This window comes from Myxosarcina sp. GI1(2024) (assembly GCF_053543375.1).
On the sequence record NZ_JBKGTY010000004.1, the window covers coordinates 128,247 to 147,760 of the forward strand.

At 41.4% G+C, this 19,514-nt stretch carries 14 protein-coding genes and 1 pseudogene; 7 read left to right on the forward strand and 8 right to left on the reverse strand.

Going from position 1 to position 19,514, the window contains the following annotated elements; all coding sequences use genetic code 11:
• From ACLFKQ_RS18080 to ACLFKQ_RS18100, 5 genes and pseudogenes are all read left to right on the forward strand, one after another.
• Nucleotides 1-774 (forward strand): annotated as a pseudogene (locus ACLFKQ_RS18080) (IS1 family transposase); the annotation flags it as partial.
• Between the two features lie 130 nt (nucleotides 775-904).
• Entirely contained in the window at nucleotides 905-2,197 is a 1,293-nt protein-coding gene (locus ACLFKQ_RS18085; protein ID WP_449001169.1) for a glucose-1-phosphate adenylyltransferase, read from the forward strand.
• A 368-nt stretch (nucleotides 2,198-2,565) separates the two neighbouring features.
• The gene (locus ACLFKQ_RS18090; protein WP_449001170.1) at nucleotides 2,566-3,588 is read left to right on the forward strand and encodes a DnaJ C-terminal domain-containing protein; all 1,023 of its coding nucleotides are present in this window, start codon (nucleotides 2,566-2,568) and stop codon (nucleotides 3,586-3,588) included.
• A 505-nt stretch (nucleotides 3,589-4,093) separates the two neighbouring features.
• Nucleotides 4,094-8,593: a chemotaxis protein CheB gene (locus ACLFKQ_RS18095; protein ID WP_449001171.1), complete on the forward strand. Its 4,500-nt coding sequence runs from the start codon at nucleotides 4,094-4,096 to the stop codon at nucleotides 8,591-8,593.
• A gap of 185 nt (nucleotides 8,594-8,778) precedes the next feature.
• Entirely contained in the window at nucleotides 8,779-10,005 is a 1,227-nt protein-coding gene (locus ACLFKQ_RS18100; protein WP_449001172.1) for a 2,3-bisphosphoglycerate-independent phosphoglycerate mutase, read from the forward strand.
• A 108-nt stretch (nucleotides 10,006-10,113) separates the two neighbouring features.
• On the opposite strand, the gene gap is transcribed toward ACLFKQ_RS18100, so the two are convergent.
• The 5 genes from gap to ACLFKQ_RS18125 form a co-directional block, all read right to left on the reverse strand.
• Nucleotides 10,114-11,103 carry a type I glyceraldehyde-3-phosphate dehydrogenase gene (gap, locus tag ACLFKQ_RS18105; protein WP_449001173.1) on the reverse strand — a complete coding sequence of 330 codons (990 nt, stop codon included), beginning with the start codon at nucleotides 11,101-11,103 and terminating at the stop codon, nucleotides 10,114-10,116.
• A 41-nt stretch (nucleotides 11,104-11,144) separates the two neighbouring features.
• A complete protein-coding gene (locus ACLFKQ_RS18110) occupies nucleotides 11,145-11,471 on the reverse strand; it encodes a hypothetical protein (protein WP_449001174.1) in 327 nt (108 codons plus the stop codon).
• On the reverse strand, nucleotides 11,401-11,688 hold the full coding sequence (locus tag ACLFKQ_RS18115) for a hypothetical protein (RefSeq protein WP_449001175.1): 288 nt from the start codon (nucleotides 11,686-11,688) through the stop codon (nucleotides 11,401-11,403). The genes ACLFKQ_RS18110 and ACLFKQ_RS18115 overlap by 71 nt, the downstream gene beginning before the upstream one ends.
• A 286-nt stretch (nucleotides 11,689-11,974) precedes the next feature.
• Nucleotides 11,975-12,334, reverse strand: a complete 360-nt coding sequence (locus tag ACLFKQ_RS18120) for a DUF5615 family PIN-like protein (protein ID WP_449001176.1) — start codon at nucleotides 12,332-12,334, stop codon at nucleotides 11,975-11,977.
• 2 nt (nucleotides 12,335-12,336) lie between these two features.
• Nucleotides 12,337-12,561: a DUF433 domain-containing protein gene (locus ACLFKQ_RS18125; protein WP_449001177.1), complete on the reverse strand. Its 225-nt coding sequence runs from the start codon at nucleotides 12,559-12,561 to the stop codon at nucleotides 12,337-12,339.
• A 580-nt stretch (nucleotides 12,562-13,141) separates the two neighbouring features.
• Here ACLFKQ_RS18125 and ACLFKQ_RS18130 point away from each other — a divergent pair.
• Entirely contained in the window at nucleotides 13,142-14,851 is a 1,710-nt protein-coding gene (locus ACLFKQ_RS18130; RefSeq protein WP_449001178.1) for a glycosyltransferase family 39 protein, read from the forward strand.
• 109 nt (nucleotides 14,852-14,960) lie between these two features.
• Nucleotides 14,961-16,544 (forward strand): dynamin family protein, encoded by a 1,584-nt coding sequence (locus ACLFKQ_RS18135; RefSeq protein ID WP_449001179.1) that lies wholly within the window; start codon nucleotides 14,961-14,963, stop codon nucleotides 16,542-16,544.
• Nucleotides 16,545-16,809: 265 nt separating this feature from the next.
• On the opposite strand, the gene ACLFKQ_RS18140 is transcribed toward ACLFKQ_RS18135, so the two are convergent.
• The 3 genes from ACLFKQ_RS18140 to ACLFKQ_RS18150 form a co-directional block, all read right to left on the reverse strand.
• Nucleotides 16,810-17,067 (reverse strand): helix-turn-helix domain-containing protein, encoded by a 258-nt coding sequence (locus tag ACLFKQ_RS18140; protein ID WP_449001180.1) that lies wholly within the window; start codon nucleotides 17,065-17,067, stop codon nucleotides 16,810-16,812.
• A gap of 105 nt (nucleotides 17,068-17,172) precedes the next feature.
• Nucleotides 17,173-18,813 carry a CTP synthase gene (locus ACLFKQ_RS18145; RefSeq protein ID WP_449001181.1) on the reverse strand — a complete coding sequence of 547 codons (1,641 nt, stop codon included), beginning with the start codon at nucleotides 18,811-18,813 and terminating at the stop codon, nucleotides 17,173-17,175.
• A 130-nt stretch (nucleotides 18,814-18,943) separates the two neighbouring features.
• Nucleotides 18,944-19,453 carry a hypothetical protein gene (locus ACLFKQ_RS18150; protein WP_449001182.1) on the reverse strand — a complete coding sequence of 170 codons (510 nt, stop codon included), beginning with the start codon at nucleotides 19,451-19,453 and terminating at the stop codon, nucleotides 18,944-18,946.
• Nucleotides 19,454-19,514 lie beyond the last annotated feature (61 nt).

The following is a 19,514-nucleotide window of genomic DNA, read 5'->3' on the forward strand; positions in this document are numbered from 1 at the left end:
GAGAGCAAAGCCTACTTGTCCAAGCTGCCATTCTGAGAAAATTGTCAAAAATGGTCGGATTCACAACGGAAAACAAAGGTTTAGATGTAATCAATGTCATCGTCAATTTGTAGAGAAACCGCAAAAAATCGTCGTTAATCAAGAGAAACGGGAGTTGATTGACAGGCTCTGATTAGAAAGAATTTCTTTGGCAGGTATTGCACGAGCAGTTGAAGTGTCAGAAAAGTGGCTTCAAACCTATGTTAACCATAAATAAATATGCTCTAGTTCCCAGAGAAATAAAAGTCACACCCAAAAAAAGGGGAAATTGACGAAGCAGTGTGATGCAATGTGGAGGGGCTGTGTGCGGACACAGGTTCCGCACCTTGAAAGCCCCGTGTCATTTGTAGACCATCAAGGAAATAAACAATGGGTCTGGTTAGCTTTGGATTCCAAAACTCGTGAAATCGTTGGGGTAACAATTGGCGATTGGCTTTGCCACTGCGCGGAGCGCAATCGCAGCGAACAAGCAGCGCCAGAACTGTGGAATTCGCTACCTCCTGTCTATCGTCTGATTTTTGGGCAGCTTATGAGACGGTATTTCCTCAACAACCCCATCAAGCAGTGGGAAAAGAAACAGGAAGAACAAGTTATATTGAACGGTTTAACAATACTCTTAGACAAAGAGTATCTCGATTAGTGGGAAAAACCCTATCATTTTCCAAATCATTAGAGAATCATCTAGGTGCTATCTGGCACTTCGTGCATTACTATAATGCTTCATTACATCTTTAGCACTACCAAACTAGATCGCTCTTGAAGAGATTTTGGCTCAGATAAATAAATAGTAACTGATTATCGAATCTGTCCCCCAGTCAGATAAACTTGACTTGGAGAGGCAAAGCCAGTTGCGAGGTTTTATTAAGTGAAACAAGTATTAGGAATTATTCTCGGAGGCGGCGCAGGTACTCGTTTATATCCCCTAACTAAACTAAGGGCAAAGCCAGCAGTACCACTAGCCGGTAAATATCGTTTAATTGACATCCCGATTAGTAACTGTATCAATTCAGACATCGTCAAAATCTACGTTTTAACTCAGTTCAACTCTGCTTCTCTCAATCGCCATCTAAATCGCAGCTATAATTTTTCTGGATTTAGAGAAGGATTTGTAGAAGTACTATCCGCACAGCAAACTAAAGATAATGCAGGATGGTTTCAAGGTACTGCCGATGCGGTTCGCCAGTATCTCAATATAATTCGCGAGTGGGATGATGTAGACGAATGTCTGATTCTTTCGGGAGACCATCTCTATCGGATGAACTACGCTAAGTTTATCGAACACCATCGTCAAACTAATGCTGATATCACTCTTTCTGTAGTGCCAATTGATGGAAAAAGAGCCTCTAGTTTTGGTTTGATGAAAATAGATGGCGAAGGAAGAATCATCGATTTTTCGGAAAAACCTAAAGGCGAAGCTCTAAAGCAAATGCAGGTAGATACTACCGTTTTGGGACTCAATGCCGACCAAGCCAAACAAAGTCCCTATATTGCATCTATGGGAATCTATGTATTTAAGAAAGATGTTTTGATTCGATTATTAGAAAAAAATCTCGAACAAACTGATTTTGGTAAGGAAGTTATTCCCAATGCATCTAAAGACCATAGAGTTCAAGCCTACTTATTTAAAGGATATTGGGAAGATATCGGAACTATCGAATCTTTTTATGAAGCAAATTTAGCTTTGACCAGGCAACCCAAACCACCTTTTAGCTTTTTTGAAGAACGAGCTCCGATATATACTCGTTCTCGCTACTTACCTCCAACCAAGCTTTTAAATTGTAGTATCACAGAATCGATGATTGCTGAAGGATGTATTCTGAAAGACTGTCGCATCAATCATTCTGTAGTTGGACTTCGTTCTCGTGTAGAAGCCAACTGTACCATTGAAGATACTTTGATTTTGGGTGCCGATTTTTACGAATCTTTGCCCGAACGCGAATCAGGATTGAAAAATGGGCGCATTCCCGTAGGAATTGGGGCTAACTCGACAGTTCGTAAAGCGATCGTCGATAAAAATGCTCGGATCGGACAGAAGGTGCAAATCGTTAATAAAGATCGCGTAGAAGAATCACAAAAGGAAGATGAAGGTTTTTATATTCGTGGCGGCATAGTAGTCATTTTAAAAAATGCCACGATTACCGACGGTACGGTAATTTAAACTAGATTTTTGGACGGTAAACAGTTTACTTCACCGTTATTAGTTTGAAAGAAAAACATATTTGGCCAAATAAAGCTGAATCAAAGCCAAAACAGCCGTTTTTCTGAGGTATGGTAATGATTACCATGCCTTTTATCTTACTTAATCACCAAGTTGAATTAGCAAAACAGAGATTGCTGGGATTAACTGTCAAACTCCCTTCTAGATAATGGTCGAGCTATTTGCCGAGGTCGCTCACGAATTTGGAAAAATTAAATTAGATTAAAATGAACCCAGGAAAAAATTTATTTAACTTGAGATTGGCAAGACCAATTTTTTTTAGACCGAACAATTAGACATCAATTAAAACCGTAAGGAGAACGCTTTAAATGCCTTCTGCTGAATTTAAGGACTACTACGCTATTTTGGGGGTAAGTAAAACAGCTAGTGGTGATGAAATTAAAAAAAAGTTTCGCCAACTAGCTTTAAAATATCATCCCGATCGCAATCCTGGCGATCGAGAAGCAGAAACCAAATTCAAAGAAATTAGCGAAGCCTATGAAGTCCTCTCTGATGAGGAAAAACGAACTAAGTACGATCGCTTCGGTCAGTACTGGCAGCAAGCAGAGCGGACGGGAACCTCAGGATGGTCGGGAAGCAGAACCGCAACGGGAGTAGATGTCAATGGCTTCGATTTTAGTAAGTACGGTAACTTCGAAGAATTTATCAACGAATTGTTAGGACGTTTTTCAACTCCAGAAGGCACTAGTAGCCGCAGCTATTCATATCAGACTACTGGCAATAAAAATGCGAGAACTGCCTATAGTAATGTGCGGGATTTTAGCGACTTTAGCAACCCTAGAGCTCGCACCGTTCCCGTTCATAGCGAAGCTAATATTACTCTGAGTTTTGGCGAAGCGTTTCGAGGAACCACCAAGCGTCTCAATCTTGGTAGCGAAACTGTAGAAATTCGTATTCCCCCTGGAGTCAAACCAGGGAGCCGTATCCGTCTCAAGGGCAAAGGACAGATTAATTCCTACACTCAACGAAGAGGAGATTTGTATCTCAATGTAGAATTACAACCCCACTCTTTCTACGAGTTTGAGGGAGATAATCTCGTCTGCGAAGTGCCCATTGCTCCAGATGAAGCGGTTTTAGGTGCATTGATCGACGTACCTACCCCTGATGGTACGGTAACGATGAAAATTCCCGACGGAATTCAATCAGGTCAAACTCTGCGCTTGAGAGGTAAAGGCTGGTCTTTACCTAAAGGCGGAAGAAGCGATCAGCTAGTCAAAATTATTATCGCTACGCCACAACAAATTAGCAGCCAAGAACGAGAATACTACGAAAAAATTCGCGCCATACGCAGTGAAAATCCTCGTAGTGAGCTTCGGGGAGTTAGTTTGTAGAGTAGTATTGCCAAAGTTATGGCGATCGCATATTACGTAATTCAATGCCAAGGCGATCGCTGAAGCCAAATTTTTTCCATAAAATTTAAAGCTTATCTATCAATTAATAAAAGTCCTTTTATTTAATTAAATTAGCTAAATCTCAAGTTGAGAGTTAATTACAAGACGGTCGCTCTACCATTCCAATTTAAAAAGAGCGATCGCACCCATCATTACAGATAATAAAATTGGGATGGAATGATAAGTGAATTTTGGGTTTCGCTTACGCTTAACCCAACTTACGGGCGAGCGATCGCACTTCGGGGAGTTAGTTTGTAAAATCTAATTTTAGATAGGGATGCTCAGATTTTAATTTGAGTTTCCATAAATACCACGAATATAAAGAATAAAATTAAGTAAGATCTCAGTAGTTTTTGTTCGATACGCTCTGACAGGTTTTGAGTTATTCTTCAGTGAAGTAACTCAAAGACAAAAGAGTTTTAGGGCAAATTTAGCTCTCGTTATTATGAGTGAATCTGCTTCACAAAGAAATAACTTTTTTATCGTTGCCATCGGTGCTTCAGCAGGAGGAGTACAAGCGTTAGAGTCTTTTTTTAGCAATTTACCCGACAATCCTAACGCTGCTTTTGTGGTGGTACAGCATCTCTCGCCAAATTTTGAAAGCATGATGAGCGAAATCCTACAGCGCAAAACCTCGATGCGCGTCAGTACCATAGAAGATGAAGTAGAGATCGAACCGAGTCGAGTTTACGTTTTACCGCCCAGAAAACATTTAATCTTAAGAAATCGTCGTTTACATTTAATCGAATCCCCAGATTCTTTCGATTATCCCATTGATAAATTTTTTCAGTCTTTAGTCAAAGAATGGGGAGAAAAGATTATCGCTATCGTGCTTTCAGGGACCGGTAGCGACGGCACCCAGGGAATCCAGGCAATTAGTAGTGCAGGCGGTATCGGACTGGTACAGTCGCCAGAAAGTGCTCAGTTTACCAGTATGCCTAGTAGTGCTATCCCCTCTGGTTCGGTAGATGAAATTCTTTCTCCTCAAGAACTTGCCGAAACAGTATACGAACTGATTCGCTACTCAGAGAATTTTCCCGAAGCTTCGCCAGAAGAAGCAGTTTTAATCGACACAGAACGGCTACAGCAAATTTTAAATATTCTTGCCGAACGAGAAGACATTGACTTTTCCCATTACAAAATTAGTACGCTCTGCCGTCGCATCCACCACCGCTGCGCCTTAACCCGAACTCAAAAGCTTGAAAAATATATTGAATTACTAGAAACTTCTCCAGAAGAGCAAAAACTACTACGCCAAGATCTGCTGATTGGCGCAACTCAATTCTTTCGCGATCGAGAAGCCTGGGAATTTTTAGAATCTCGGATACTGCCCAAAATAATTGCCAAGATCGAGCCGCAGGAACAACTGAGGATTTGGGTCACAGCCTGTGCTACTGGTGAAGAAGCTTATTCGATGGCAATGCTAGTGGATGAAGCGATCGCCAAGGTCGATAAATCCATCAAGGTAAAAATTTTTGCCACCGATCTCGATACCAATGCCTTAGAAGTTACCGCTAAAGGAATTTATCCCGAAGCTATTAGCAACGATATTTCCCCCGAACGTTTGAAAAGATACTTTACCTATAATGGCAATCGGTTTCAGGTCAAGCGGTTTTTACGGGAGATGTTGATTGTCGCTCCCCATAACCTGACCAAAAATGCCGGATTTTCTCAAATGAATCTGGTTAGTTGCCGTAACGTACTGATCTATATGCAGCCTCAGCTACAGCAGCAGGTACTGCGCCTACTACACTTTGCCCTCGCTCCACAAGGAATTTTATTTTTAGGCAGTTCGGAAACTTTGGGAGATTTAAGCGATGAGTTTGTCTGTCTCGAATCGAAATGGAAAGTATTTCGCAAACGGCGAGATATATCTCTTTCTCTAGGTCAGCTCGCTCGACGCACTGTAGTCATTCCAATTCAATCTGTAACTCGTAACAAATCTAAAAACGCTAGGCTAGAGCGGCTCTTAAAAGAAGTATTTAAATACTGTCTGAGCGATCGCAAGATAACCTGTTTGCTGGTCGATCGCGACAATCAATTATTACGGGTTTTTTATAATGCGGCGCAGCTATTAGAATTTCCTATTGGGGAGGCAGTATTAGACGTTACCGAGATAGTTCATCCTAGTTTGAAACTACCACTTTCTACCGCTCTCCATCGTACCAAACGCGATCACCAGTCAGTACTTTATACGGGAATTAAAATCGAGCGCGACTCAGAAGAACTCACTGTTAGTTTGCGTATTGGATTTAAGGCAGACGATACTGCTTTAGAAGATTATCTAATTGTCGTCTTAGAAATAGAAGAACCCACCGGATCGTCGGCTTCAACCAGACGATTTGAAGTAGATGAAGAAGCAGCTCAACAGCTTACCGAACTAGAGTACGAATTGCAACAAACGAGGGAAAACCTGCAGATTACTATTGAAGAGCTAGAAACCACCAATGAAGAACAGCAGGCAACTAATGAAGAACTGTTAGCCTCCAATGAAGAGTTACAAAGTACCAACGAAGAACTACAGTCGGTCAACGAAGAACTATACACGGTCAATGCCGAACATCAAAATAAAATCGACGAACTAACCCAGCTAAATAATGATATTGACAACTTACTCCGCAGCACCGATATCGGGGTTGTATTTTTAGACAGCGAACTTAATATTCGCAAGTTCACTCCTGCGGCAACTGAAGCAATTAATATTAAATCTAAAGATATCGGTCGTTCCATAGCCGATCTAACTAATAATTTAAACTATCCTAATCTTACAGAAACTTTGCATCAGGTTATCGAGCGCCAAGAGCCATATCAGCAAGAGGTAACGATTACTCGAACGAGCGAGACATTATTAATGCGGGTCAATGTCTATCTAAAGGAAAATGGACGCAACGATGGCGTAGTGGTTACCTTTATCAAAATCTCAGAATTGAAGCAGGTTGAAGAACAACTGCATCAAACCAATTCCCTACTCGAAAACTTATACGCTACTAGTCCCGCTGGCTTGAGCCTTCAAGACTCAGAGTTAAAATACCTGCGAATCAATCAGGCACTAGCCGATATCAACGTTCACTCTATTGAAGAACATATTGGTAAAACTACCAGAGAAATAGTCCCAGATCTAGCCGATCTCATCGAGCCAAACTTACGCCGAGTTATCGAAACCGAGCGACCGATTTGTAACGTAGAAATTTGTGGCAGCATTGCCGCAGACCCAAACACAGAACGCTGTTGGAACGCCAGCTATTATCCCGTCGATCTGCTCGATGGTAAACGGGGGGTAGGGTCGGTAGTAATGGAAATTACCGAACGCAAACAAGTAGAAGAAGCTTTAAGAGATAGTAAAACCAAGTTACTAGAGGCACAGCGACTAGCTAATTTAGGCAATTGGGAAATGGAGGTGGGCGAAGACTTCCAACTAGATTCAGCTAGGGCAGTCTGGTCGGCAGAATTATTTGAGATTTATGGTTTAGATCCCCAGCAGCCAGTACCTACTTTTAGCGAACTAATCAAGCGACATCCACCAGAAGACCGCCGGGCAATTCGCCAGGAATTCGAGGAGTTACTATCTAGATGTACTTCTTATAACATAGACGTTCGCTATCAACGTCCCGACGGGAAGATAAGCTATCTCAATAGTATCGGTCGAGGAGTCTGCCAAGATACTCCTCGTACTAAACCGATTAAACTCTATGGGACGATAATGGATATTAGCGATCGCAAAGAAATTGAAGCCGAACTAATGCGCCAAAACCGCGCCTTGGAAGAAGCGATCGCCGTTGCTCAGGCTGCTGACTCTGCCAATCAGGCAAAAAGCGATTTTTTGGCGAACATGAGTCATGAAATTCGCACTCCCATGAATGCTATTCTCAGCGTTAGCCAGTTGCTCGACCGGACCGAACTCAATTCAGACCAGCGTCGTCTCTTGGAGACTTTAAACTCTAACGGCAAAAGGTTATTAACCCTAATCGATGACATTCTCGACCTTTCTAAAATCGAAGCCAAACAACTAAAGCTCAACTCTGAGGAATTTTCAATTCAGACAGTCTTGCAAAATCTGCTCGACTCTTTTTTACCCCAGGCTGAAGCCAAGGGTATCGAGTTAATTACCAATATTGCTTCTAATGTACCGTTACATCTAATTGGCGATGAATTTCGTCTCCACCAAGTGTCGAGCAATCTCATCGGTAATGCCCTAAAATTTACCTCCAGTGGTCGAGTGGCAGTACTAGTCGATTCTTCTGAGCACTCGACAGCAGAACCAGGAGATACTATAACTCTTCGTTTTAGGGTTAAGGATACGGGAATTGGTATTGCCGCCGAAGACCAAGAACAATTGTTCAAACCTTTTACTCAAGCCGATAACTCATCAACTCGCCAGTATGGAGGTACGGGGTTGGGATTGACTATCTGTCGGCGTATTGTCGAGTTAATGGGAGGCAAAATTGGTTTGGAAAGCACTATCGGTCGAGGTTCGACTTTTTGGTTTACGGTTCCCTTAGAAGTCGGTTCCCAGCAAGATAATTCCGAATTACCTACGACTGCTGATGCAGAAGCAATGACTGCCGAACCTGTTAGAGAAATTTCTATATTAGTTGTCGAGGATTACCCCGATAATCGCGATCTGTTAATCTTTATGCTACAAGGAATGGGTTACCAAGCTAGCTCTGTCGCTAATGGTAGAGAAGCATTAGATGAGCTGGCAAAAAAAGAATACGATCTCGTGTTAATGGACTGTCAAATGCCAGTACTGGATGGCTATCGAGCTACCCAAATGTTAAGACAATCCGAATCAAATTCAGAGTGTCATACAGTAATTATCGGCTTAACCGCTCATGCGATGGAAGGCGATCGCCAAAAATGTTTGGCTGCTGGTATGGATGACTACTTAAGCAAACCTGTGGATATGCAAAAATTGTCCGAGCTCGTTGAGAAGTGGACTCGATAATATAAGCTCTAATCTTTAAGATTACCTCTTACCTAAAAGTCTTTCTACTTCCCTACCGCCTGATGACAAGCGAACAGATTTCCAGCCTGAGATAGATGCGATCGCGACTCGGTGTTTGTTTACTAAATACTGAGTAGCAGTTTCTCGATCGACTCAGTACATTTTTCCTATCAGCCAAATTATTTATGACCATACCATTAGATATCAGCGAAATCTGGGAAAAACTAGCTATACCCAGAGGAGGTAAAATCGTTTACCTAGTTCTCGATGGTGTGGGTGGTTTGCCCGATCCCAACCGAGGCGGCACTGAATTACAGGTGGCACGAACTCCTAATCTAGATGCCTTAGCCAAAAAATCTAGCTGTGGTTTACTAGAAATCGTCGGTCCTGGTATCACTCCCGGTAGTGGACCTGGTCATTTAACTCTTTTTGGATACCATCCCCTGAGATACAGTCTGGGTAGAGGCGTCCTCTCTTCTTTAGGTATTGATTTCCAACTGCAAGAAGGAGATGTAGCTGCTCGTGCCAACTTTGCTACGGTAGATGAAACGGGAAAAGTGAGCGATCGCCGTGCGGGAAGAATCCCTACCGAACTCAACCAACGGCTCTGTCAAAAAATTCGCGATAAAGTCGAGCTAGATTTTGACGGCGAATTTTTCTTTGAAACCGTCAGCGAACATCGGGCCGTACTGGTGCTGAGAGGAGAAGGATTGAGCGGAGATTTGCCCGATACCGACCCTCAGCGTACTGGAGTCGAACCCCGACAACCTCAAGCGGGTTCCGAAGCCGCTCAACTTACAGCGCACTTAGTAAGTACTTTTGTCGCTCGCGTTCGCGAAGTTCTCGCTGATGAAGAACCAGCCAATACGATCCTACTGAGGGGTTTCGAAAAGTATCATCCCCTACCCAGTCTGAGCAATCGCTTCAAGCTCGATGGTGTTTGTATCGCCGATTATCCGATGTATCGCGGCGTTAGTCGCCTGTTAGGTATGAAAGTCTTAGCTCCTCCGGGGGGTATTAAAAAGCGTTTTCAAGCCCTAACAGACTGCTATGGCGATGACTATGACTTTTACTTTCTTCACATTAAAAAAACCGATAGCTATGGAGAAGATGCCGATTTCGACCACAAAGTCGAGTTAATTGAGACTGTAGATAACTTGCTGCCTCAAGTAACCGCTCTCAAGCCAGAGGTTTTAATTGTAACTGCCGATCATTCTACTCCTGCAATTATGGGGGAACATAGCTGGCATCCAGTTCCCGTAATGCTTGCTGCTGCTACTGCCAAAGCTGATGCCGTAGACAGCTTTGATGAATATGCCTGTATTCATGGTTCTCTAGGCACTCGTCCGGGTACTCACTTAATGGGGTTAGCCTTGGCTCATGCCGGGCGACTGCAAAAATTCGGGGCATAAATTATGGGTAGGGCAGTGCCTTACCCGCTACAGTTTGCTTAGTTTGGCGATCGCATTTGGATTAGCGCGATAAGCCTCTGGCATCCGCTTCGCGATCGCTAATACTAGTTATTTCAAAGCTTCACGAATCATCTGACTGGCATAGCCCCATTCATTGTCGTACCAACTCATGACTTTAACTAAATCTCCATCCACTACCTGAGTCATAGTTAAATCGATAATCGAAGCATGAGCATCTCCCACGATGTCGGAAGAGACGATCTGGTCATCGGAAGTACCTACAATTCCCTGATATCTTTCCGTTTCTGCTTCTTCGCGAAAAATTTGGTTGATTTGCTCCACATTGGTTTCCCGTTCTGTAACCAAAATAATATCGGAGATCGAGCCCACGGGGACTGGAGATCTAACCGCTACCCCATCAAATTTATTCTCTAATTCTGGAAGCACTTTAGTCGTGGCGATCGCGGCGCCAGTAGTAGTAGGCACTAGGTTAGCTGCTGCCGCCCGTCCCCTTCTAATTTTCTTGCTGGGTTGGTCTACCAATCCCTGAGTACTAGTGTAGGCATGAATAGTAGTCATGATCGCTTTTTTCACGCCAATTCTGCGATTCATAATTTCCATAACTGGCGCGATGCAGTTAGTCGTACAGCTAGCACAAGAAATTAGAGAGCCATCTTCATTAGCCGAATCTTCGCTAACCCCAGGAACGACAACTTCAATTCCTTCACTTTTAGCTGGTGCTGAAAGAATGACTTTTTTCGCTCCTGCTTTGAGATGTTTTTGCAAGTCTTCTTGTTTGCGAAATACCCCAGTACATTCAAACACCAGATCTATACCTAAATCTTGCCAAGGGAGTTGTTGAGGATCTTTTTCCTGAAAGTAATGATATTTTCGTCCCTCAATAATTATGGCATCGCTGCTACTTTCGACTATTTTGGGGTATTTGCCATAAACAGTATCGTATTTAAGTAAATAAACCAAATTGTCCGGTGGAACCAGATCGTTAAGGGCAACTAATTCTAGTTCTGGCGTATCGAGAATAATTTTTAATGCGGCTCTGCCAATTCTACCTAAGCCATTAATTGCTACTTTAGTCATTACAACCTCCTATTTGCGATCGATTGTGGAACTCTATGTTTTTACCTTCTACTTTCTTCGCCTACCTTACCTCCCTCTTGGTGAATAATTTCTTTTGCCTGAGACATTTGGTCTGCAGTTCCTTCTACTTCAATTAAGTAGACTTCTCGGAACTTGTCGGAAGTGTCATTACTCTGGTTTGGGGACTTATCTGACTGGGGAACGTTGACTCCACCCAAGGCAGAAATTAGACTAATTCCTACTGCACCCACAACACCACCCAATAACGGAGCGAGAAAATTTAGGGCATCAAAATTATTAAAAGCAGCGAAACCAACTTGAAAAAATCCTGCGGTAACTAAACTGAGAAAAAAGCCAATTAAGTGCACCCAATAATCCTCCAGCGATTGCGCCACTTCTAGCATTGGCTAAAGCTTGAGTATCTTCAATGCGTACGGGAATTTTCTGGTTCTCAGTTTCTAAAGTAATTTGCTTTGGGGGTATGCCTGCTATTTCTAGCTTTTGTTTGGTCGTCTCTGCCGCTTGACGAGAAGAAAACTGACCCCAAGCATACTGTAACTGCTTTGATGGTAATTGTTGAGACATAGTAACTAGTCGTTCATTAAATATATTTGAATCAATCAGAGGTTACTCCATAGTTTCCCTAACAAATACGGCTCTGGGGGTTGGTCAAACGAACACATCTAATGAAGAACCTCATTTAATTAAATTGGATTCTGTTTTAATTACATAGTCGATCGCCCCACTTTTCATCGTTCAAAAGTTAGGCAAGTCGATCGCGATATTATGATAAATTGTTGTCGAGTTTAAGGGCGATCGCCACTTTATACATGGAAAAACGGTCATAGATACAAATTGAATAACAAAAAATTCAAACAGGCGATCTTCTTATTCGATGTCCATTAAACTCAACTACAACGAACGCTTTGGATAAATCTTGTTCGGAATAGGTCTCTAAAACTCTTATCAGTTCGGCATGAACCGCATTTATATTAGCGGGTAACATCCGCAGATAAATCACGCCCGAACCCAAGGATTTGACAAAAACTAAATTTCCGTAATCTCTATCCCGTGTAATTAAGATTCTATTTTGCTTCTGAGCTACCCTAAGTATTTCTTCGTCACTAGCTCTGGCAAGATCTAGATCGATAACGCGAATAAAATCGTAACCACATTCGTTTAAAAACTTAACTGTAACACCATAAACATCTTGGTCGAGTAAAAATTTCACAGTTAAGCAGATACAAAGTTGATATCTTCAGCAGCAATTAAAGCAATAGCATATTGTATACAAGCTTTGATATCTTCGGTCTCTAAATCGGGATAGTAATCTCGAATGATTATTTCAAAGGATAACCCTTCATTAATCAGTTCTAAAATACTTTGTACGGTAATGCGCGTTCCTGTTATACAAGGCTTACCAAAATGTATTTGAGGATTTACAGAAATTCTGTTCATAATGCAATAACCAATTTTAATTTTAAGTCAACGGCAAATCGCAATCGCACCACTTCTATTTCTATAATGATTTACGGATATTCTATTACGCTCGCAGCTAAACCAATGCTACTAGCATCATAATCGATAAAGATTTTTTCTACGTTAGATACTCTAGACTCATCGAAACTACAGATAAAACTTGTCGTTCAAGAGGTGAACTACAGGTATAATTTAATTTATTTAGTTCGTTGTGGTTTGCTAGACGTTCGGCATAAGCGTATGTTCTATTACTAATAATTATTGAAAATATTAGAATAGTTGCACTGATTATGAGAATCGAAAAAATCAAAATTAGCCAGTGTTTTGTTTTGTACCTGAAAATTAGGTTGAATTTAAAGCCGAGGTATTTTATAGGACTTTTGTTCAAACGATATCTGACAAGAAAATAATTGCTAAATTATTACCGCTTTTTGCTGTTTAGCATTCCGATTCTAGGACGAAGAAGATAAGCTGGCAATTTGAAGAAAGTCCCTCAGGTTGGTAGATTAAGGAGTCTTATGTAATTTTTTGTCAAACTACGAGGCGATCGCCCGAACTAGTGAATAAATCCTTACTCCATATATCTCTATTACTATTTTGGCTCTTGGTAGGTATGGTGCTGCGTTTGACCAATTTAGAAGCCAAACCACCTTGGTCTGACGAGTGGGCGACGCTGGTATTTAGTCTCGGTCACAGTTTTCGTACTATTCCTTTAGATAGAATCATTTCTCTCGATACGCTGCTTTCTCCTCTACAACTGGATGCAACTACAAACGCTAAAGATGTCGTTCGCAACCTACTAACCGAAAGCACTCATCCACCTCTTTACTTCGTACTGACTCACTGGTGGCTGCGGCTATTTTCTGGCGAGTCTGGTTTGGTTTCTATCTGGTGGGGAAGAATGCTGAGTGCGGTTTTTGGAGTACTAGCAATTCCCGCTATGTTTGGTTGGGGTTGGTTGCTGTCTCGTAGTTTAATTTGCACTCAACTAGCAGCAGCACTAATGGCGGTGTCTCCTTATGGAGTTTATTTATCCCAAGAAGCACGTCACTACACCTTAGCTATTCTCTGGGCGATCGCATCTTTATCTTGTCTGGTGGTTGCCATACGCCGCCTACAGCAAAAACGCCCTCTGGCGATCGCTCTAGTCTTGTCCTGGATTATAGTTAATAATCTCGGTGTAGCTACTCACTATTTTTTTGGACTGACTTTGGTAGCCGAAACCATAGTTTTAGCCTGTTTCTGGTGCGATCGCCTTCGTAGTGACAAGCTCGAGTTATTAGCTATTTATTGGCGCAGAATTTATTGGGCGATCGCCGGTACTGTGAGCGGCTGTTTGGTCTGGGTGTCTCTCTGGCGCAGTATACCGGGGGATGAGTTAACTAGCTGGATATTTGACGGTAATCCTTTAGCAGAATTCTATTTACCCCCACTCAGACTGTTGGTGTGGTCGATTACGATGGTGTTTCTGTTGCCTGTAGAGGGAGTATCAGACAGCATTGCCATTATTTCGGTAGTTGTGCTACTAGGCTTTATCGTCTGGTCGATTCCTAGTTGGCTGAGAGCTTTGCGAGTTGCTAATAGTTCCCCTCAGCTACAGTTAGGAATTACCATCTTAACCAGATTCTTACTCGGCGCGATCGCTCTGATTTTAGCCATCACCTATATTTTTGGTGCAGATTTAACTCTGTCGGCTCGTTTCCAGTTCGTTTATTTTCCCGCAGTGTTATTAGTTTTGGCAATAATTTTGGGGACGATGTGGCAAAAAAGTTTGAAATACAGAGGATTTGCGAACAAAAGTAAAATATATGTTTTACTCACTCTCTGTCTCGCCACATTAGGGACAATTACCGTAGTTACTAATTTTGCCTTTCAAAAAGTCGAACGTCCCGATCTCGTTGTACCAGCGATTATTCAAGCTGAGCGACAAGTTGCGATGGAAACTCCAATTTTAATTGCTACCCTGCATCGAACTCACGGACAGACAGGGGAAATGATGAGTATTGCTTGGCAATTTCAGCAACTGCTAAACGAGAACCAGCTAAACTGGCAACCGCAGTTTTTATTGGCGCATCAAGCAACGGCAGATAGTGCAACAGCGATCGCTACCTTAGAACGAGCGATCGCCACTATGCCTCATCCCTTCCAACTGTGGTTGGTTAACTTTGCTGAGGGTAAAGATCTTGCAGCTAAAAAATGTATCCCTAGAGTAAATAATCCAGATCGAGCTACAGGCTATCGCTATTATCTCTATCGTTGCCTGACCTAGGACGATCGCCTTTTGTAAAACTTGTTTAACCTCAAATAGATAAATAAGCTCGCCCGATCGGCGATTAATACTAAAATTTAAATTATCTTGCATTCAGAAGAAAATATCTATGCCTCTGTCGATTTCCACCGAACAACAGCAACTTTTTGACCGCAGCCTCGAGACTATCGAAAAAGTTGAAGCTCTTTTTGTGGAGGCAAAAGAACTTTTTCCCGAATTCGCTCCCGATATTAAAGCTTTCAAACAACAGCTAGCCAATCCTTTTTCGATTTTTATCTGTGGTGAATTCAATACGGGAAAATCTAGTTTACTCAATCAGCTCAACAACGAAGAAATTGCTTCTGTGGGTTTTTTACCCACGACTAAATGTATAGAATCATACAATCCTGAAGGCTTGGGAGGATTGGTATTTATCGATAGTCCTGGAATTAATTCAATTATCGAGCAGCATCAAGAATTAACCGAGAGCTATCTCCAGCAGGCAGATATTATTTTATTCGTTACTTCTATCGAACGTCCTTTAAGTAGATCGGAACAGGAATTTTTAGCCATTGTCGATCGTACCTGGGATCGCAAAATAATCGTAGTAATTAATAAAATCGATCTGATTGAAGAACAGCAGGTAGGAGAAGTTATTAACTTCGTCAATGAGGGATTAACAGAAATTTTATCGGAAATGCCTCCTGTATTTGCCATTTCCGCTCTTACGGGAACTGGTATGGATCAGTTTAAAAACTTTCTCTTGGCATTTTTGGCTGAAAGTGAAAAAGTTAAGTTAAAGCTGCGAGGTCCTCAAAGTTCACTGCTGGTATATTTGAATAAGTTACGGCAAAAAAATCTCGAACTACAAAACAAATTACAAACCGAAAAAACTTTATTCGATCGCACTTCAAAAAGAATTGAAGAGCGTCTGGAAGAATATAACTTACTATTCGGTATTTTTCGAGATAATATTGACGATTTGTTTACCGCTTTAATTCAAGGTGTCAGTCAATTGATTGACAGCAATACTTCGTTTTTTACCGTCATCAAAAGAAAATTTACTAAAGAAGAAGATTTATTAGAAGAGAGATTAGCTAAAACGATCAAAGAAATTCAGCTAGATAAAAATTTGCAAGAGATATTTAAAGAAGCTACGTCTACTTTTTTAAAATACCGCGAACGAATTGTACGAGAAGCTAAAGAAGATCTAGAAACTGCCATCACTATTGCTGAAGATTCTTTTAAAATTCCCACTGTTAGTGCTGAAAGTTTAGACGTAGAACAGCTCGCGACGAGAATCAAAGCCGCAGCAGAAATTGGACTAGATCGCTTTTGGAAACTGGGAGTTACCGCCGCCGCTACCGGAGTAGGCGGACAACTAATATTTAGTGCTGCTACCATCGATGCTACGGCTTTTGCGATCGCTGGTTTCTTTGGTTTGCTCAGTTTTAATGCTATTCCTCAAGAACGTAACAAAGCCAAACAGGAATTGGAAACCAATTTCCGTACCTTACAGGAAAATTATACTAATACTTTAAAAGAAACTCTGGCTACGGAACTAAATAAATGTTTGCAAAAGTTTGCCGATGTTATTCGTCCCAAACAAGAAGAGTTGGACAGTCAAATTAATCTCACTAAATCTATTCAAGAGCGAGAAGAAACTATTAGGTCAGAAATTCAAAGCATTCTAGAAGATGTAGAAAAAATCTAATATAGCAGTACTCGGTCGAGTTAGGACATTATAAAATTGCTACTTGCTACTTTTGAGCCAATAACCTATGTATCCTAACCTAACCTAATTTTGTACGGCTATAGCTTGGTGAATTGCCAAAAGTTGAAAGTTATTTTACTTACACGAAATACCTAATTGAACTGATAATTAAATCAGTGGAACTCGATCGAATTTCTTGAACTAGTGAGATAAAAAAATCCAAACTGAGTAGAATTGCCTAAAATAAATTCTTATTTTTTATTGGCTATTTTAAAGCATGATTTTGATAACGCTCTAATAGTTCTCGGCCGCGATCGCCCATTTTTTCCAACTCTGAAAAAATTAATTTTTGTGCCATTGGGGAGGGACGGGTTTGTTCTCTCTCCCAGCGATTTACTGTAGGTATAATTGCGTGAAAATAGGAGGCAAACTCTTCTTTAGTTAAATGAGTTTCTCGGCGTAGTTGACGAATAAGGCGACCGATATAAGGTTGAGGTAATCTTTTCAGTTTTGTTATAGTCATGAAATTGAGTCCATCAACTCTACATTTATATTTATAGTGTTGGCAAAAACAGAGTTGATGAACTCTTTCTACAGATAGAATCAAAGACTATATTTATAATAATTATCATGTTTTGTGGTTTGCCATTACCGGTTTTTTTTGGGATTCATTCTGGCGTTGGAGTGCAGTACGAACGAATCCTAAAAATAGAGGATGGGGATTATTAGGACGGGAACGAAATTCAGGATGAAATTGAGTGGCAATAAAAAAAGGATGACCCCGTAACTCGATAATTTCTACCAAACGTCCGTCAGGAGAAGTACCGCTAATCTCATAACCTGTTTCCAACAACAGTTGACGGTAAGCATTATTAAATTCATAACGATGACGATGGCGTTCGTAAATTACTTCTTGTTTGTATAGAGAAGAAGCTAGAGTATCAACTTTCAAACGACAGGGATAAATCCCCAAACGCATCGTTCCTCCCAGGTCTACCACGTCTTGTTGTTCTGGTAAGATATTTATTACTGGGTTTGGGCTTTGAGGATCGAATTCGGAACTATTAGCATTATCGAGATCGGCTACGTTACGCGCCCATTCAATAGCCGAACACTGCATTCCCAAACACAAACCTAAAAAAGGAACTTGGTTAACCCGCGCATATTCGATAGCGGCAATCTTACCATCTACTCCTCTAATTCCAAAGCCGCCAGGAACGATAATCCCATTGACATCCCTAAGATATTTTTCCGCGCCGTTAGTTTCGATATCTTCGGCACTAACCCAACGCAAGTTAACTTCGTTTTCGTCGGTAATGGCAGCGTGTCCTAAAGCTTCTACTACCGAAAGATATGCATCCCCAAGCTGGGTATATTTACCGACGATCGCCACTTTAATTTGGGTACGGGGAGAATTCATTTTTTCCACCAAACCTCGCCATTCTGCTAAATCTGGCTGTCGTACTTCTAAGTGTAATAATTCTAAAACCTGCTGCGCCAATCCCTCCTGTTCTAAAATCAGAGGAACTTCGTAAATCGTGCTGGCATCTCGGGAAGTTACCACCGATTCTACTGGAACATCGCAAAATTCGGAGATTTTTTCTTTAATTCCCGATTTTAAGGGGCGATCGCTGCGGCAAACTAAAATATCTGGCTGAATACCAATAGATCGTAGTTCTTTGACTGAGTGCTGTGTGGGCTTGGTTTTCATTTCCCCGGCGGCTTTTATCCAGGGAATCAGGGTAACGTGCATATAAATTACATTGTTTCTGCCGACATCTTTGCGAAACTGACGAATTGCTTCCATAAACGGTAGGGATTCAATATCGCCGACAGTACCGCCAATTTCGGTAATTACGAGATCGGAACCCGTATTTCTAGCTACCCGATGAATTCTTTCTTTAATTTCATTGGTAATGTGAGGGATTACTTGTACCGTTCCTCCTTGATAATCCCCTCTTCGTTCTTTATTAATTACCGCTTGATAGATCGATCCGGTAGTAACGCTATTGAGTCGCGACATCGAAGTATCGGTAAAGCGTTCGTAGTGTCCTAAATCTAGGTCTGTTTCGGCACCATCATCGGTAACGAACACTTCTCCATGCTGATAGGGACTCATGGTACCAGGATCGACATTGATATAGGGATCGAGCTTGAGAATAGAAACCGAATAATTTCTCGATTTGAGCAGTCTTCCCAAGCTAGCAGCCACAATTCCTTTACCAATACTCGAAACAACCCCTCCAGTAATAAAGACGAATTTAGTCATTAGCATTCCCCATCATTTAGTTTTAGACGCAACCCAATAAGCCAAAATAAAATTTTAGCTGACAACAGCGATTGAAAGTTAGTTCGATTTTTTATAGTACAAATAAATTTAGTTGGTTTGGTGATGCGGTTCAGCTAAAATCGCGGTCGAGAATGCGTTCTGCACCAGAAGGTTCGACCTCAATTAAAGATAATTCTTTTCCAACTGTTCCTTTTAAATAAGTTTCACCAGCAAATTCCCCACCGAGATCGATATTTCCCATTAGCTGTTGAGTTGTCGGATCGAAATGAAACTCAAAATAGTTTCCCTTAGCCAAACCATCGTTTACATTTTTGTAAGTATCAATTAGTTTGTTTGTAGGATCGTAAAAACTAACGGTTAGAGATTGTAATCGTTCGGTTTGACCGGCACCTTCTTCGGCAATAGGCTGGGGTTGTCCGTTCTCGTCATACTCAAAGGTTCCTCTAACTACATATCCCTTTGCACCTTGCCACTGAAATGTTTGTGTCGCTGCCGCTACTGGCGCGATAAAAAGAAAAATGTTTATGAAGGCGATCGCGATAATTAGGATCGACCTATTAAACGTCGAACTATTCAGTGTTGGTATTATTCGTAATCGCGATCTTATCTTGGTTAACATCAATTTCATCTTATCTTTTAAACATCTAACTCTGGGGGTTTTAAATTAAAGAAGTCCTGTA